At 55.9% G+C, this 15,525-nt stretch carries 21 protein-coding genes; 15 read left to right on the top strand and 6 right to left on the bottom strand.

What is annotated here, in order from left to right:
• Nucleotides 1–125: 125 nt before the first annotated feature.
• A complete protein-coding gene (locus WH367_RS07160; RefSeq protein ID WP_313330447.1) occupies nucleotides 126–359 on the bottom strand; it encodes a helix-turn-helix domain-containing protein in 234 nt (77 codons plus the stop codon).
• Between WH367_RS07160 and WH367_RS07155 the strand changes: the two genes are divergently transcribed.
• From WH367_RS07155 to WH367_RS07130, 7 genes are all read left to right on the top strand, one after another.
• A complete protein-coding gene (locus WH367_RS07155) occupies nucleotides 354–1,007 on the top strand; it encodes a helix-turn-helix domain-containing protein (RefSeq protein WP_339535108.1) in 654 nt (217 codons plus the stop codon). The two genes, WH367_RS07160 and WH367_RS07155, sit on opposite strands and share 6 nt — an antisense overlap.
• Nucleotides 1,008–1,207: 200 nt before the next feature.
• Nucleotides 1,208–2,371: a fibronectin type III domain-containing protein gene (locus WH367_RS07150; protein WP_339535107.1), complete on the top strand. Its 1,164-nt coding sequence runs from the start codon at nucleotides 1,208–1,210 to the stop codon at nucleotides 2,369–2,371.
• A gap of 155 nt (nucleotides 2,372–2,526) precedes the next feature.
• Nucleotides 2,527–2,985 (top strand): helix-hairpin-helix domain-containing protein, encoded by a 459-nt coding sequence (locus WH367_RS24350; protein WP_445228090.1) that lies wholly within the window; start codon nucleotides 2,527–2,529, stop codon nucleotides 2,983–2,985.
• A 47-nt stretch (nucleotides 2,986–3,032) separates the two neighbouring features.
• On the top strand, nucleotides 3,033–3,467 hold the full coding sequence (locus WH367_RS07145; protein WP_339535106.1) for a hypothetical protein: 435 nt from the start codon (nucleotides 3,033–3,035) through the stop codon (nucleotides 3,465–3,467).
• A gap of 323 nt (nucleotides 3,468–3,790) precedes the next feature.
• The gene (locus WH367_RS07140) at nucleotides 3,791–4,495 is read left to right on the top strand and encodes a DUF3800 domain-containing protein (RefSeq protein WP_339535104.1); all 705 of its coding nucleotides are present in this window, start codon (nucleotides 3,791–3,793) and stop codon (nucleotides 4,493–4,495) included.
• Nucleotides 4,492–4,968 carry a hypothetical protein gene (locus WH367_RS07135; protein WP_339535102.1) on the top strand — a complete coding sequence of 159 codons (477 nt, stop codon included), beginning with the start codon at nucleotides 4,492–4,494 and terminating at the stop codon, nucleotides 4,966–4,968. Before WH367_RS07140 ends, WH367_RS07135 begins: the two co-directional genes overlap by 4 nt.
• A gap of 728 nt (nucleotides 4,969–5,696) precedes the next feature.
• A complete protein-coding gene (locus tag WH367_RS07130; protein WP_339535101.1) occupies nucleotides 5,697–5,924 on the top strand; it encodes a hypothetical protein in 228 nt (75 codons plus the stop codon).
• 27 nt (nucleotides 5,925–5,951) lie between these two features.
• Here the strand turns inward: WH367_RS07130 and WH367_RS07125 are convergent, their stop codons facing one another.
• The 3 genes from WH367_RS07125 to WH367_RS07120 form a co-directional block, all read right to left on the bottom strand.
• Nucleotides 5,952–6,224 carry a hypothetical protein gene (locus WH367_RS07125; RefSeq protein WP_339535099.1) on the bottom strand — a complete coding sequence of 91 codons (273 nt, stop codon included), beginning with the start codon at nucleotides 6,222–6,224 and terminating at the stop codon, nucleotides 5,952–5,954.
• Nucleotides 6,225–6,236: 12 nt separating this feature from the next.
• Nucleotides 6,237–6,512 carry a helix-turn-helix transcriptional regulator gene (locus WH367_RS24345; protein WP_445228085.1) on the bottom strand — a complete coding sequence of 92 codons (276 nt, stop codon included), beginning with the start codon at nucleotides 6,510–6,512 and terminating at the stop codon, nucleotides 6,237–6,239.
• A 459-nt stretch (nucleotides 6,513–6,971) separates the two neighbouring features.
• Complete coding sequence (locus WH367_RS07120) at nucleotides 6,972–7,298, bottom strand: hypothetical protein (RefSeq protein WP_339535097.1); 327 nt, start codon at nucleotides 7,296–7,298, stop codon at nucleotides 6,972–6,974.
• Between the two features lie 249 nt (nucleotides 7,299–7,547).
• Between WH367_RS07120 and WH367_RS07115 the strand changes: the two genes are divergently transcribed.
• The 5 genes from WH367_RS07115 (at nucleotide 7,548) to WH367_RS07095 (ending at nucleotide 12,079) form a co-directional block, all read left to right on the top strand.
• Nucleotides 7,548–7,838 (top strand): hypothetical protein, encoded by a 291-nt coding sequence (locus WH367_RS07115; RefSeq protein WP_339535096.1) that lies wholly within the window; start codon nucleotides 7,548–7,550, stop codon nucleotides 7,836–7,838.
• A complete protein-coding gene (locus WH367_RS07110) occupies nucleotides 7,835–8,194 on the top strand; it encodes a hypothetical protein (RefSeq protein ID WP_339535095.1) in 360 nt (119 codons plus the stop codon). Before WH367_RS07115 ends, WH367_RS07110 begins: the two co-directional genes overlap by 4 nt.
• Nucleotides 8,195–8,309: 115 nt before the next feature.
• Nucleotides 8,310–9,311, top strand: a complete 1,002-nt coding sequence (locus tag WH367_RS07105; RefSeq protein ID WP_339535093.1) for a recombinase RecT — start codon at nucleotides 8,310–8,312, stop codon at nucleotides 9,309–9,311.
• Entirely contained in the window at nucleotides 9,312–11,111 is a 1,800-nt protein-coding gene (locus tag WH367_RS07100) for a YqaJ viral recombinase family protein (protein ID WP_339535091.1), read from the top strand.
• A gap of 62 nt (nucleotides 11,112–11,173) precedes the next feature.
• Nucleotides 11,174–12,079: a recombination-associated protein RdgC gene (locus WH367_RS07095; RefSeq protein WP_339535089.1), complete on the top strand. Its 906-nt coding sequence runs from the start codon at nucleotides 11,174–11,176 to the stop codon at nucleotides 12,077–12,079.
• Nucleotides 12,080–12,220: 141 nt separating this feature from the next.
• Here WH367_RS07095 and WH367_RS07090 read toward each other — a convergent pair whose 3' ends face one another.
• Nucleotides 12,221–12,769, bottom strand: a complete 549-nt coding sequence (locus tag WH367_RS07090; protein WP_339535088.1) for a hypothetical protein — start codon at nucleotides 12,767–12,769, stop codon at nucleotides 12,221–12,223.
• 76 nt (nucleotides 12,770–12,845) lie between these two features.
• Here WH367_RS07090 and WH367_RS07085 point away from each other — a divergent pair, with 76 nt between their 5' ends.
• The gene (locus WH367_RS07085; protein ID WP_339535086.1) at nucleotides 12,846–13,823 is read left to right on the top strand and encodes a hypothetical protein; all 978 of its coding nucleotides are present in this window, start codon (nucleotides 12,846–12,848) and stop codon (nucleotides 13,821–13,823) included.
• Nucleotides 13,823–14,143, top strand: a complete 321-nt coding sequence (locus WH367_RS07080) for a hypothetical protein (RefSeq protein ID WP_339535084.1) — start codon at nucleotides 13,823–13,825, stop codon at nucleotides 14,141–14,143. Before WH367_RS07085 ends, WH367_RS07080 begins: the two co-directional genes overlap by 1 nt.
• A 580-nt stretch (nucleotides 14,144–14,723) precedes the next feature.
• Here WH367_RS07080 and WH367_RS07075 read toward each other — a convergent pair.
• Nucleotides 14,724–15,125 (bottom strand): BLUF domain-containing protein, encoded by a 402-nt coding sequence (locus WH367_RS07075; RefSeq protein ID WP_339535082.1) that lies wholly within the window; start codon nucleotides 15,123–15,125, stop codon nucleotides 14,724–14,726.
• A 106-nt stretch (nucleotides 15,126–15,231) separates the two neighbouring features.
• Here WH367_RS07075 and WH367_RS07070 point away from each other — a divergent pair, with 106 nt between their 5' ends.
• A complete protein-coding gene (locus WH367_RS07070; protein WP_339535080.1) occupies nucleotides 15,232–15,513 on the top strand; it encodes an ASCH domain-containing protein in 282 nt (93 codons plus the stop codon).
• Nucleotides 15,514–15,525: the final 12 nt, after the last annotated feature.

Raw genomic sequence — 15,525 nt, 5'->3', positions numbered from 1 at the left:
TGAAGCCATCCGAGATCGCATCAAAGTTTTCCGGATGGCACTCGATTTGGGTTGTGGTTAGAAGCTTGAACGGAACCCCAGCGCGCTTACAGACGGTGCCAGCAGGCAAAGTGAAGGTGCATTGCTCAGCCATGGGCCACCTCCTTGCGCTTGGGAAGCGACGCACCGCCGTAAATGTGGTCGTATGAAATGACCAGGCCGAGGGCTGCCGAGAAGGCAATCAGGTTCTTGGCGGCATCGGGCGGAAGGGTTTGCCCTTTTTCATAGTTGCCGATGTTGCCCTGGGTGCAGCCCAGCCCTTCGGCCATAGCTCGTTGCGTCACTCCAAGAAGCTGTCGAATAGGTTTGAGGTTATGCATACCTCATTATCAGTCCGACTAATTCATAAGTCAACAGTCGGACTGTTTGATTTTAATCAGCGTTACTTATACCCTACCCTCATGCCAGCCCAACCACTCTCTCCCGAGCAGCACGCAGATGCTCGGCGCCTAAAAGCAATCTTTGAGCAATGGAAGGCTGCGCGCAAACGAGATGGCCTGCCAAGTGGGCAGCTTGCACTGGGTGTGCTTCTTGACATCAACCAGAGCGCGGTGAGTCAGTACCTCAACGGTGGGATCCCGCTCAACGCTCCAGCGGCCGCGAAGTTTGCCAAGATTTTTGGATGCCAGATTGATGACTTCAGCTCGACCCTCGCAAATGAGGCTAAAGTCATTGGTGAAGCAGTTGCCTCGACTGGCGGGGATGATTCGCCTGGCCCCGCGGATTTGACGAGCCTTAAAAAGCTAGAGATGCAATTGGTCCTGATGTATCGGGAACTGCCCGAGGACTCAAAGGATGAGCTGCTGCAGCATGCCAACCGCTTGCACGGGATTGCCCGACCGCAGAAGTCTGCCGCCAATCCTTACCCGCATGCCCCTATCCCGTCAGCTTCTCCTACTCCCCCGCCGGCCAAACCTGCCACACAAAAGCGTACCGCCCGGAAAACCAAGGAGCCTCAGTCGCAATGAGACACCAGCCCTCCCCCGCCGCGATGCCGGCGGGGACACATCCCCCCCACCCAGCAGCCCGCAGACGCGGGCTTTTTTGCGTCTGCACTCATGGCAAATACGTGTTTACCCTATCACTCATTTCAGGGATTGACCATGGTTACAAAAGCATGCACATTTGCCTGTTAACGAATTGTTAACTTTTGCTTAGGGGGGTCGGTATGGGCATCATCAATAAATCTGTGGGCATTGCGCTCATTGCGCTTTCTTCCATAGCCAATGCGCAGTTTACTGGACATACAATACAAGCAAGGCATTTATTCCCAACTCAGTCGTCTTATTACCAAAATCCGCAAACAGCGGTAGTAGGTGAAGGGGTAGAGTTTACCTCTTTCGGTGACGCAAGTACTAATGCTGATTTATCGACCTTTTCTATTACGCTCGGATTTAACCAAGATAGTATTTGGAACCAGGCCGAATTCAATGGACCAGAGTTCTATGACATTAATGGGACCATCCCCAAAATTTATGGAGTGACTCTAAATCAAGCCAGCTCTATGCCTGGCTTTGACTCATCTAGGATTTCCTTTGATGAGGACCATATTTGGGTGAATTGGCAGGGGTTACATTTTAATCCATCGATGAAAGTTATTCTTGATGTGCGGTTTGATCCACTCAAACCGGAGCCCGTCCCCGCTGTTAGTATTTCCAATGTTGGCGATGGAACGCTTACAGTCAGCTGGACTGCTCCCGCAGACAACGGCTCACCCATCACAAAGTACACCGTCACGGGCGTTCCAGGCGGAACCTGTACATCGGCAATCGATTCTCCAGCGACCACGCCTGACACAAGCTGCACGGTGACTGGCCTCACTAACGGCACCCCCTACAAGTTCACGGTGGTGGCCACCAATGCAATCGGCGACAGCGTTGCTTCGCCCGAGAGCGCAGAAGCCATTCCTAGCGCAGACCTGATGTTTGTGGGTGCAGGTCCAAACATCACGCTCGCAGGCGGTGTCGTTGCAGCGACCTATTCCCAGACTCTGCAGGTAACGGGCGGTCTGCCTCCTTACACCTTCTCTGTGACAGGCGAGCTGCCGCCAGGTCTGGAGCTTGACACGGATACAGGCATCATTTCCGGTACTCCCACGACTCCAGGCACATATAGCTTCTCTGTCATGGCTATGGATAGCGCGGTGCAACCAACACTCGCGGCCAAGGCAGTTCACGTAGCAGAGCAAACCTTCACCATCGTGATCACTGCTGCGCCAGTGGTTCAAGCTGCCCCAACACCAGTGCCAGCCCTGGGCGGTTTGGGCCTGCTGCTGCTCTCTGGGGCTGTGGCTGGATCCATGGGCCTCATGCGCCGACGCAACTCGAACTGATCAAGAGCCCTCTTCAGAGGGCTTTTTTGTCTTTAAACCCCTGGGAGACAGCGGAGAGTCGTCTTGCGCTGACATGGGCTATAGGAAAAGGACTACAGGACAAGACTCCAAAAATAGAGGCTGCACCCACCACTCATTGATACCATTTGACACAAATGTCAAATGAAAATACAAAAACACCATTGGATGGCTTACTCTCCCCAGGGCTGGTTCGCCTTCTTGCAAGAAGTCACTTATGCACAGTTGAAGCAGTCAGGCGGGCTTACCCTGAGCGTCTACTTCGCCTGCCCGGCATCGGGATTGTCCGCTTCCGCAAGATCGAGGCGGCCCTGATTGGCGGCGCCCCCTACACTCCTCACTTCGCTGCGCCTCATTTTCCAGAAGTACCTGGTTCTACATTGAAGAACTCGCCTCTTCCTCTTGCCGTGGTCAGGCGCCTTGCTCGCAATGGGATCCTTACCGAGGACCAACTTCGTGCCGCCTACCCAGAGAAGTTGATGAAGATCAACTCTTTCGGGTTAGGCTCCCTCCGCGAGGTCGAACGGATCTTCTTTCCTGGGCATCGATACGATCCGCCTACAGGTAAGCAGCCACCTCCAACACTTCCAGATTGAGCCATCGTTTTGCTAAATTAGATTTCAAGTTAAGGACGATTAGATCTATGATGATAAACATGCCGGAAGATCTACAAAACGATGCCCTTTTAGGAGATTTGCTTCCCAAGTATGTGACACGGGTTCTCGCGCGGAACGGAATCACTACAGTTGATGGGGTACGCAAGGCCTATCCACTAGATCTGCTAAAGATGCGGGGCATGGGACAGCTCCGATTCAAACAAATCGAGGCTGCACTGTTCCCAGGCAGCTCGTATACGCCGGCACGAATCTCATCCCCAATTCGCCAAACCAAGGGCTCATCCCTTAACGGCATCCTCTCTCCAGGTACGGTCCAAGCACTAGCTCGCGGGGGCATCATGACGGCCGAACAGCTTGTGGACCTGGAGCTAGAGGGTCTGTTGAAGATCAGGGGTTTGGGTGTTGCAAAGCTCAGGGAGATCGAAAAGATCTTCTATCCCAGTCAACACTACGAGCTGTAGCGCGCTTGGAGGAAGTGGACGCCCTTGCCTGACGTGTGATGTGGGGCACAGGCTGAGGGTCATCAAGGGCGTGTTATTTCTCAGCACATTACGGTAGCTTCAATCCGTCAAAATTTCAGGCTACGCCATGTTCGCCTGATTGGAGAAGTCACCGAAGACTACGACACCGAGAGTGTCGTCGCTAGGTGTATGGTATTCAGTACTACCATGTCAACATCTAAATTCGCTAATGCTAGCTCTACTGCTACTAACAAGCAGATGCTGTTCTACGTAGCACTTCTGGCTCTGACAGGGGTGGAAAGATCCTTTAACATATCACCCCAATGACTACATACAACCTCTATTGCGACGAGTCGTGTCACCTAGAAAACGATGGACACCTAGCCATGGTCTTTGGTGCCTTAGTCGTACCGTATGGAAGACACAAGGCTCTGTCCAACGAACTCAAAGAACTAAAGAAAAAGCACGACATCTTTCACAACACTGAAGCCAAGTGGGGGAAGATTTCTCCGGCAAAAGTGGATTTCTACATCGAGCTCATTGACTGGTTCTTCAGCGAGCCAGAATTAAAATTTCGAGCACTAGTCGTTCCAGACAAGAACATTCTTAATCACGATGGATTTAATCAAACTCATGATGATTTTTATTATAAGTGCTGGTATCAAACAATAATTACTCTTCTATCACGAGAGAACTCATTCAATATCTATTTGGATAAAAAGGATACAAGAAGCCAGGCGAAGGCTGTGAAGCTTGAAGAGGTTCTCAACAACAAGTTGCTAGATTTCGACAAGTCTATTATTAAGCGCATCCAACACGCTCACTCACACGAAGTTCCACTTTTTCAACTGACCGATGTTTTACTTGGTGCAATATCTTACGTTAACCGTGGACTCAGCACCAGCGAAGCTAAGGTTTCAGTACTGCAGCGCATTCGCGAGAAAAGCAAACTGGGTTTAAATAGAACCACCCTATTGCGAGAAGAAAAGCTTAACATCCTTGTGTGGCAACCCGGAGGAAACTTGTGACTCCACCACCAGCCTTAATACCATTCAATCAAGAATGGGATGAATATTTAAACAATATTTATGAACACTACTTGGGCGATATAGTTCATAATAAATTGCATTATCAAGGAAAACCTATTAATGCTCGATACAACCCAGAGACAGATGGCAAAGGGTTTTCATTTTGGCATGTAATCTCCGAAGGTCAATTCGAAGAAGAGCGCCTTCCTGACCTGAGAAGATGCGAAAGAATCCGTTGGATACGCTGGGCAATTGTTGGAGCAATTGCTTCAGATGCAGCTGTCTTAGTCTATAAAAATCATAGAACGACCAAGCGCGGCACAACTGTACGAACAATCTTTTTTGTAGAAGAGATGAGCTACGTGGTCATCTTAGAAGAACGCAAAGACTTCTTCTTGCTTGTTTCAGCTTACCCGGTAGACGAGCGCAGGGCCGGAAAACTCAAGAAAGAGTGGGCCGACTACCACAAATGACAAGGGCTCCGCCGGTCGACGCCGGAAGAGCCCTCGATACTCCTTCACCGCATGGGTGATGAGCTAGGGCTATTATCGCTGCAAACAGTTGACCGAGTCAACAATTTCCGCTATCAGTAGTGTCAATAAGACACTAGCCCGCGCCCGCGCCAGGTGGCTTTTCTTTTGCCTGATCGCTGCCCCCGGCCGCCACCTACCCTCCACCGGGTTGGGACAACACTAGCCACAACCTTTCCAGACACATGACACTAGTTGACAACAATCAAAACCTAAAAATCAATACATTTGCTATATTTCTCTAGCTTCTCTGGAGGGAGGGGTACGCACTTCAAGGGGATTGTTCCCATAGCCCGCCCCACGCGCGGGCTTTTTTTTTGCTGATCGTTGTTTGACCAACAGCAAGGTAGAGCACCAGAACCTGGCATAGCATTGCGCTATTCCATTGGGAAGCACCACTCCACACGAGTTGAGCTCTCGAGTGTTTAGCCCGCCTAGTGCGGGCATTTTTTTGCCTCATGTTGCATAAGCAACGCGTGCGAGACTCATGGCCGAAGAGAAGTGGTCTAAGATTGGATCCACTGCTTTTATGCCGATGTCGTGCGCACCCTCCTCCCTCCCTCTTAACACTTGCACGCTTGCCTGGTGGACCAGGGTCGGCCTTCTTATTTCCAGCGTTCGCCACCCATCCGGGTGGCATTTTTTTGCCTGTCACAACGCAGGAGGAACTCATGAAAAAACCAACAGACCCATACATCGAGACCTTCCGCCAGCAGGCCGAACGCATGGACGAGCTGGGTATCCCATGTGACCCAGATGCTGCAATGGTGCTCCTCGCGCAGTTCATGGGTGAGATCGAAGGAAGCATCTCGGAGGAAGAGATGTTCTCCTTAGCCGAGATCGGCGGCCACCTTTTCCGCGAGGGACTACGACGGAAGATGGAAGGGAGTGACAAGTAGCCAACCAACCGCCTCAGGGCGGTTTTTTCATGCAAGCGACCCGTCTGATGTCAGTGGCCCCACGCCTTCCCCACCCTGCATGAGCCAGCCGTCAATGTCGGAAACTTTCAGGACCGGGACGAGGTACGTGCTGCGGTAGTTGACAACGCCCCCAAGCGTAATTGCCTGCTCTTGCTGTTCGGGCGTCAAAGCATCAAACACGGTCGCCAACCAGGCCGCGTAAAAGGCGCCCACATCCCTTGGCCTTGGCAACGGTAGATCGCGCGATTGGATCTTGGACAGGATTTCTTGCTCCGTCATGTTCTTCCCCTTTTAACTTTTTGAGTCGAGTCGCTCTCCGCTCATGAGGTGGCTCAACCGTACCGTCTGGAACGGCTCGCCAAACAAGAGCTTGTGGGCGCAAATGCAATACATCGCAGCTAGCTGACCTAGCTGAATCGCTGAAGGGCTGCTGGCACCCCTTTCCCACGCGGACACTGACTGCCGCGTCACACCCAGAGTCTCAGCAGCGAAGTCCTGTGACACATCGGCCTCTGTCCTTGCTGCTTTGAGCCTGCTTCCAAGTAGCTTTTTTTGTTCTGTGCTCATGATTGAAGTACTGTATGCACATACAGTGTTACACAGTACCCACGACAGTGCAACCGCAATTTGACACAACCGCAAAGCATATTTGCGCAAGCCACATTTGCATCTGCTGGAAAGCTGCACCCTGCTGAGGTGGAGCGCTATAAGAAAAAATAATTGAACAAAATATTAGTCCCACTGTTGACTTTAAATATCAGTCAGACTAATATTCGCCCATCGCAGCAACGAACGCAAGACGACCGAAGGGGTAGCGATCCGGCCCCTGAACCGACTCGATGCAAGAGGAAGGTCTAGCTCCAGTGGAGCGCAGCTAGTTGCAGAACGCGATCAAGCCAATGACGAGAGCAGCGAAGGAATCCCCTAGCTGAGCAGCCGCCGAGGTCTGCGTCTCTTACCAGGCCGGGGGTGGAGGCAAGCAGTAGCTTTAGGCCGGGACATGAAGCTAGAAAACCAAAGCGCTTTTCAGTGAGTGCTTTGGTCTTCTAGTCTGCCTCTGCGCGTCCAGGCGGCGTCTGCAACAAGGATTCGCTCTATCGCTTTGATGAGAGAAAGCAGCGCTGTGACACAGAGCAGCCATGCCGGCAGAAACAGCGCAATGACTACTGCCGCGAGAAAGATCACGATGAATGGCCAAGACAGGAACGCCAAGTAGAGGTTGCGCGAGCGGCTTTGTATTGCCCTGCGAAGAACCTTTTTGGTTAAAGCTGGTGCCTGGAGCGTGGACTTTTTTGAAAAGCCGGCTGCTGCCATTGCTCTGTACTTGAACCTGCTGGAAGTGGCTGTGGTCATTGCTGCACTTACGCTCCAAGTGGCATTGATACGCAAATATTAACAGTCAGCCAGCCATCCCTCAAAAGGCGCAGACCACATACAAAAATGGATTAGCACCGGCCTCCATATCTCACCCTCCCCGCCCGATACCCCTCGGGCGTTTGAGCCACCCTCACCGGTGGCTCTTTTTTATTCCCCTGAGCGCTGCCCTCCAGTCGGCGCATTCGCCCGCCACGCAGAGGGCTTTTTTATACCAAGGAGAAGCCCATGAACGACTTGTCCATTCATCGCGCGCTGGCTCGCGGGCAGTGCCGCTGGGACGGCATGGAGCCGGACGACAACGATCCGCCTGCATCCATGGCCAGCCTGCTGGAGTTGCAGCAAGAGAACTTCAAGCTGCGCGATCAGCTGACCCAGTTGCTCGAAGAGGCCCGCGGCCTGGCTGAAACCGCCAACCGCACCCGCTGCTGTATGGGCGACAAGATGCTGCGACTCTGCGACGAGATAGAGGGAATCCCGCCAGACCCTGAGGGAGCACATGAGGAGCCACAGGCATGAAACGAATACCCTTCCCCACTGATGTCAGCGACACCACCCGCCGCTACCCACGGACTCTGGAGCAGGCCTTTGGCCCATACCAACGGCAGTCAGTGATTTTGCCCATGGGCCCGGCTGTAAGCGCCCAGGCCTCGTCGTCGCTTTCCGCAATGGTCGTCTGCATTGCGGCAGCAGCGCTGGCCCTGCTGAGCGGCTGCACTGGCGCGGATGCTGGCGAGCAGCCTCAGCCCAAGCACCTGGTCGCCAAGCAGGAGCAGCGCCAAGCCGTCGCAGCAGTCCAGCTCTGCGGCCTCGGAAAGGCGGCCGTCTGGCTCGACAGCACTGAAATGCAATGCATGCGCGAGGTGAACCCTTGAGAGCCATCTTCCACCTCTTCCTCTGGAGCGCCATCACGGCGCTTTCTTTTTGCGCTGCAGCCGTCCTTTCAGCAACAGCCAGCGTTTTCTGATTTCCGCTCACCACCACCACACCATGACTACTTCACAAACCAACAGCCAGTTGGCGCCGCGCCAAAACACGCAGGTCGACCTGTCGCCCCAGACCTTCGAACAGGCGCTGACCTTTGCGCAGTACCTGTCCGACAGCAACATGGTGCCCAAAGACTTCCAGGGCAAACCAGCCAACTGCTTGATCGCTATGCAGTGGGGCACTGAGCTCGGGATGAAGCCCCTGCAGGCCATCCAGAACATCGCGGTGATCAACGGCCGCCCTGCTCTCTGGGGCGATGCAGTCATTGCCTTGGTGCTCGCCAGCCCGGTGTGCGACTACGTCACTGAAGAGGATGACGGTAATACCGCCATCTGCCGGGTGCGGCGCAAGGGTGGCGATGAGCAGGTTCGATCCTTCAGCATGGAAGATGCTCGCATGGCGGGCCTGGCCGGCAAGCAAGGTCCCTGGATGCAGTACCCTAAGCGCATGCGCCAACTGCGCGCCCGCGCATTCGCGCTGCGCGATGTCTTCCCTGATGTGCTGCGCGGCATGGCCGTGGCCGAGGAGCTGCAGGACATGGAGACTGCCGCCAAGCCACCAGTCAACAAGCACATGGGCCAGGCCGAAGAGGTCAAGCAGGACTATCCGCAGGCCGACTTCGAAGCCAAGCTCGCGGAGTGGAAGAAGCAGCTGGACAAAGGTGTTCCCGCCGAGCGGCTGATCCAGTTCGTGCATTCCAAGAACGCCAGCTACACCCTCACGGAATCGCAGCAAAAAACCTTGATCGATTACAAGCCGGTGGCTCCTGCTGCCAAGCCAGCAGCGCAGAAGGAGGAGATCACCGACGTGCAGCCCAAGAGCATGACGTCCGCCGACGCGCCGGCACTGAACCCTGAGAAGCTGCAAGCCGATATGGCAGCCGCTACCGACTTGGAGAAGCTTTACGAACTGGGCAGTCTGCTGGATGCAATTCCCGACGAAGCGCAGCGCCTGCGCCTGAACGAAGTTTTCGACGCTCGCGTGGCCGAGCTGGAAGGTCAATAAATGGAAGTCGTGAATCTCACACAAGGCACTCCGGCATGGCATGCGCACCGGGCCGCCCACTTCAACGCCAGCGACGCGCCGGCCATGATGGGCTGCAGCAGCTACACCTCGCGCTCGGAGCTGATCCGGCGCCTGGCCACCGGCATCGTGCCGGAGGTGGATGCGGCCACACAGCGCCGATTTGACGCTGGGCACCAGTTTGAAGATTTGGCCCGGCCTGACGCTGAGCTGATCGTCGGCGAGGAACTGGCACCCCTGGTGGGCACCAATGGTAAGTACAGCGCGAGCTTTGACGGCCTGACCCTTATGGGCGAGACGGCCTGGGAGCACAAGAGCCTGAACGACCGGCTGCGCGACGCAATGACACCAAGTGCCACGGGTGCCGATCTGCCGCTGGAGTACCAAGTGCAGATGGAGCACCAGGCCATGGTCGCCGAAACCGTGGAGCGCACGCTGTTCCTGGCCAGCAAGTGGGTGGTGAACAGAAGCACCGGCGAATGGGTGTGCGAAGAGCAGCGCAGCTGCTGGTACACGCCGAACCCTGATCTGCGCGCCAAGATCGTCGCCGGGTGGGCACAGCTGGAACAAGAGGTCGCCGCGTACCAGCCGGAGGCCGAAGCACCCCAGCCTGCGCCTGAGTCAAAGCTACGCGACGCCTTGCCCGTGTTGCGCCTGGATGCGAAGGGTGAGATCACCACCAGCAATCTGGATGAATTCAAGGCCGGCGCGCTGGCACGCATCAACAGCATCAACACGGTGCTGGAGACCGACCAGCAGTTTGCTGAGGCGGACGACGATGCCAAGTGGTTGCGCGGTGTTTCTGAGGCCATGAAGCAAGCTGGCAAGCGAGTGCGCGCCAACATGCAGAGCGTAGATGAAGCGTTGACGGTGCTCGAGCAGCTGGACAAGCTTGCCACGACCAAAGCGCTCGATCTGGAAAAGCGCGTGAAGTCCGAGAAGGATGCGCGCAAGCAGACGCTGGTGCTGCAGGCCCAGCAGGATCTGGATAGCCACACCGCTGCGCTCAACCAGCGCTTGGATAACAACTGGCTGCCGCGCCTGGCCGGCGGATTCGCCGAAGTGATCAAAGGCCTGAAATCGCTCGACAGCATGCGCGAAAAGGTGGCGGTGGCGCTGACCAATGCTAAGGTGGATGCGAACGCGCTGGCTGACCAATTGCGGGCCAACCGCAAGCACCTGATGCAGGACAGCGGCGACTGGATCACCCTCTTCCCGGACTTCGCCACCGTTGGCGCTAAGGCCTCCGAAGACTTCCAGGCGCTGGCCGCACTGCGCATTGGACAGCACCAAGCCGCGGAGGCTAAAAAACTGGAGGCGCAACGGGAGCGCATCCGCGCAGAAGAGCAAGCGAAAGCACAAGCCGATGTTGCTGATGAGCGCAAGCGTATTCAGCAGCAGAGCCTGAGCGCGCAGGCTGATATTGGCCAAGCAGTCCAGGCCGGCACGCTGACGGCGCCTTTGGCAGGCGACTTGGCTCACTTGGCCGCCAGCAATGCAGCCGAGGCTGTCGCCGGGATTGATGCCAAACAGTTGATCAGCGCAGTCCAGGCACGTTCATTCAAAAGCGCAGACGACGGCACACGCGTCACCCTGGGCCAGATCAAGACCTTGATCGCGCCGCTGAGCATCGATGCCGCCGGCCTGGCGCAGCTGGGCTTCCCCCATGTGGCCACCGAGAAGGCATCCAAGCTGTACCGCGCCTGCGATCTGCCTGCCATCCGCGATGCCATGGTCAAACACCTGGCCACCCTGGACCTTGAACAGTCAGTAACGGCCTGACTGCCTCCCCCAACCTCCTCGGGCCCGCGAGCGTGCGGGCCCGCTGCATTTGTGGAACCCCAATGTTTAAAAATCTGATCATCTACCGCATTTCTGAATGCTGGCAGCCCGACCTGGTGCAACTCGACCAGACGCTGGCCAAGCAGCAATTTGAGGTGTGCGGCGCCACGCAAGAGCAGTCCACCGGCTGGGTGCCGCCGCGCGGCGAAGAGCACGGCGCCATGGTTGAATCCGTGGGCGGCCACTGGATCCTGCGCCTGATGAGCGAAAGCAAGATGCTGCCCGCCAGCGTGCTCAGCCGCAAGCTCGATGAGAAGCTGGCCCACATCGAGGAATCCGAGGGCCGCAAGCCTGGCCGGAAAGAGCGCCAAGACCTGAAGGAAGAGTGCAAGCTGGACCTGCTGCCAATGGCCTTCACCAAGCAGGCGGGCACCTGGGTATGGATCGACCCTGCCGCGCGCCTGCTGGTGATCGACGCCAGCGCGCAGGGCCGGGCCGACACAGTGGTGACCATGCTGGTGGAGGCCTCGCCCGGTTTTGCCGTGGCACTGCTGGACACCAAGGCCAGCCCACAAGGCGCGATGGCCGCTTGGCTGCACAGCTACGACGCGCCGGCGGGATTCAGCATCGACCGTGAGTGCGAGCTCAAGGGCACAGACGAAGCCAAAGCGGTCGTGCGCTACGGCCGCCATCCACTGGGCATTGACGAGGTCCGCGAGCACATCGACCAGGGCAAGCTGCCCACCAAGCTGGCCTTGACCTGGGATGACCGGGTGAGCTTTGTGCTCACCGAAGGCATGCAGCTCAAAAAGGTGGAGCTGATGGGCGTGGTGCTGGAAGACAAGCCCGACGAGAACGGCTTCAATGCTGATGTGGCCATCGCCACCGGCGAGCTGTCCAAGCTGATCCCCGATCTGATCGACGCGCTAAGCGGCGAAGGCCGCGCCGAGCTGGGAGCCCAGCAATGACGCAGCCCGCCCAAACCCAGCAGCCTAAGCGCTGCGGCAGTTGTGGCAGTTGTGGCAGTTGTGGCGCCATTGTGCCCAAACCGCCCGCAGAGGGCGAAGGCTTGCCATGCGAGCATTGAGAATTGAATATCAAAATTTTTACTAGGATTTTATTTTCTCGAATTGTGCCGCATAATCTTGCCAAGTCTCTGAATATTTCTCCAGCATTTTTTTAAACCCATCATCTGAACCTGCGATATCTTGACACCTTTCAGCGATATTTTTAATCTGCTCAGCGCTTGCAATGGCAGCAAACCAAGTAGGTAACGCTGATTTAGGAAGATCCAACGAGTTCACAGACTCGAAAGATCGAAATACTGTGTTAAATGTTTCTCTCGCTACATAAAGCGTATCTTTCGCTTTCTGCCTTTGTGACATCACCAATACAGCAGTCATTGCCCCACACATATGCAGTAAACACTGATTTGCCATGGCAAGATTTTTCTTTCTACTATTTCTATTTTGAATTAATGGTATGGAAATGGCAATTATCAGCGCGAGAATCGAGCCCACAAATTGCATCCAGCCAGACCACTCCCCCTTTGTCATGCAGGTAGCCCAGTGGTCAATCCATAGAAAACAGTATTCATGCGGCGGTTTTGTGTTGCTAGCAGCTTCCTCTACCGCTCTGATCAATTGATTCGCGTCCATACCAATCTCCTTGGCAGCGAATCCTACCCGACAAAATGCCCGCCCTGAGCGGGCATTTCCATTTCTGGAGCATCCCATGCCCAATGAAAACAACTCTTCCGCTCCCCTCAAGACTGCCGGCGAGCCGTTTGTCGCCCTTGGCGAATGCATCGCAGATCAGGTGTGTATGAGCGTGGCAGAACTCCCAGATCGAAACAGCCCACCCGACTGGCCGCAGGCAATGCTGGTCACAAGCGATGAACTGCGCAACATCGTTCTCGATGCCATTAACTACGCGGCCCAGGCAGTGGCAGCACAGCCGCCCGCAGAAGTGGCCGTGGCGCTGGCCCAGCTTGAGAGCGCCTGCGAAAGGCGCGCGGCGATCACAACGGTCGAAGTCTATAACCGGCTCGCGGATTTGCCGGGAATGAGTATTGCCTTGCTTGAACTGGATGTTGCCCGAGGCCAAGCCCGCGCCGCCCTTGCCGTCACCCCAGCACTTCCAGCTACCGAGGATTCCTCGGCAGGTGACCTGGCAACCGAATCAGTGTTGATCGAGGGTGTGGCCTACACCATCCCTGAGCCTGTCGCTCTCGAACTTCTGCGGCTCCATATCGAGCTGCCGCAGGCAGAGGTGCAGGCCGAGCCGGTGGACTGGGACGAGCTACCGGAAGACGCCAGCGAGCGAGCGATGTTTGATCGCAACCTTGATCTTTACGGCGGCGATCCAAGAGTTGCTATTGCTACAGCGCTGCGCCTCTGGGCGAACACGCGCGGCAACGGTTCATTCGGCCTGATGTGCGCAATCTATGCGAACGAAGTGGCCAAGATGCATATCACAGCACCCCAGGCCCAGCCCGCTGATGCGCTGGATGCGGAGACGATCAAAAAGGCTGCGCGCTATGACTGGCTCCGCGATAACCATGTTCGTGCATGGAACTCTCGCCTGGAATCGACTAAGGGCAAGAAGACGCTGGACATTGACTTTGAAGCGGACGGCCACGACCTTGACTCAGCGCTCGACGCCGCCATGGCTGCAGCCCAGGAAGGCGGCAATGCCGCAAAGGAGGCCTAATGCGACCTCGCATCATGGAAATAGGTGGCCGATACAACTGGAGCGGACAGCCCGAGCGGCTGATTTATCTGGGCAAGAACTGGAGCGGCAACGGGGACTGGCATCAATTTGCCTTGGTGAGCGATCCCGACAAAGTCTGGTGCGAATTGCTCGACAGTGACCTGGGCAGCATCGAGGAAACGAAGCCAGTCGATCAGCACCGGATAGATCTACCCCCGCCGGCACCCCGCAAGGCGAAAAAAGACAAAAGCATTTCGCCTCGGCAGGAACGAAAACAACGCAAAGCGGCAAAGCGCGCCCAACAGAGGGAGGGCCAGTGATGGGAGAGCCATACAAGAATTGGTATCGCGCCAAAAGTGATACCAGAAACCCGTGTGCCGTCTGCGGCTGGTCAGATCATATGGCCATCCACCAGCCTGCAGCAAATGGACCACGTAAGGGCGAGTACTGCGGCCACAAGTACCAGCCCGCCCAAGTCCAACCCAGGGAGGGCCAGCCCAATGCCTGATCTGCATGACCTGGAAGATACACCCACTGCCCAGTGTGAATGGTGCAGCGGTTCCGGCTGGCTAGGCGGCCCCTCTTACTACAACCCAGGTGAAGGCGGTGAAGAATGCCGCCACTGCCAGGGAGACGGCTGGGTGTACCTGCCGCCCGCCCAGGCCCAACCACAGAAGGACAGCAACCAATGAAAAAGCATCTTTGGACTGTGGCCAGATTCACCAGTGGGGTATGGTCCACAGGTGGAAAACCGACTGATCCCGGCTACGCCCAGTGCGAGGTATTCACCGTCCTGGCCACAAGCCGCGAAGAAGCAAAAAGGAAAGCGCAGTCTCGCCGAGCGTACGGCCGCAGCAAAGCAAGACTTGCAGCTAAGGACAGGAAGGAGGATTGAGATGACTACAGACGGTCTATCTCAGCAACTGCCTTGGTGAACAAGTTCAACGCGGCATCACCATCAATGGTGGCCATCAGGTCGATGTCCAGCTCGTCAAGGCTAACGTCGCTGTACCCCATGGACCATGTCGCGTAGCGGCGCTCTTCCAGATCATCACCTGCATTCAGCTGCAGGAAGTCTGTATGCCTGCGGTCTTTGGGGAGCTTTGCCACCAACGCATTGATCTCGCTGGTCGGCCCTTCAATGTATTGCGTAAAGCGCTCACCATCGAAAACCAGAATGCCAGTGATGCCGTGCGAGGCGTTGAATTCACGCGCCACCTTCACGATGCTCCCCACCTCAGTGGGGTCGCAGTCAGGTGCCAGCCGACTTGAATAGAGGAAAAAACTCAGTGGAGTGGACATAGCAGCACCTTTCATTAACTGATCCACTGTACACCCTCCAAAATTACATCTTTGCTTTTATGCAAATGCCTTTGGAAAACAAACGAAACCTAACCAAGGTTGCACCATGACCACCTTGAACCTACCGCTCAAGCGCCAATACTTCGAGGCCATACGCGACGGCACCAAGCTCGAGGAATTCCGCTTGTGCACACCATACTGGGCCAAGCGCCTGGAGGACCGCGAGTATGACCAGATCATCCTCACCTTGGGCTACCCCGCCCGCGACGATCTTGCTCGGCGCCTGATAACTCCTTGGCGCGGTTTCATGGTGAAGACGATCATCCACCCGCACTTCGGCCCTAACCCTGTGCGGGTCTATGCTATCGATGTGAAGCAACATACTTGACCAAATCACTTT

This window comes from Comamonas sp. MYb21, from assembly GCF_037479395.1.
In the GTDB taxonomy this organism is placed as follows: Bacteria; Pseudomonadota; Gammaproteobacteria; order Burkholderiales; family Burkholderiaceae_C; genus Comamonas.
Note: the sequence above shows the minus strand (reverse complement) of the source record. Positions and strands in the feature narration are given on the sequence as shown.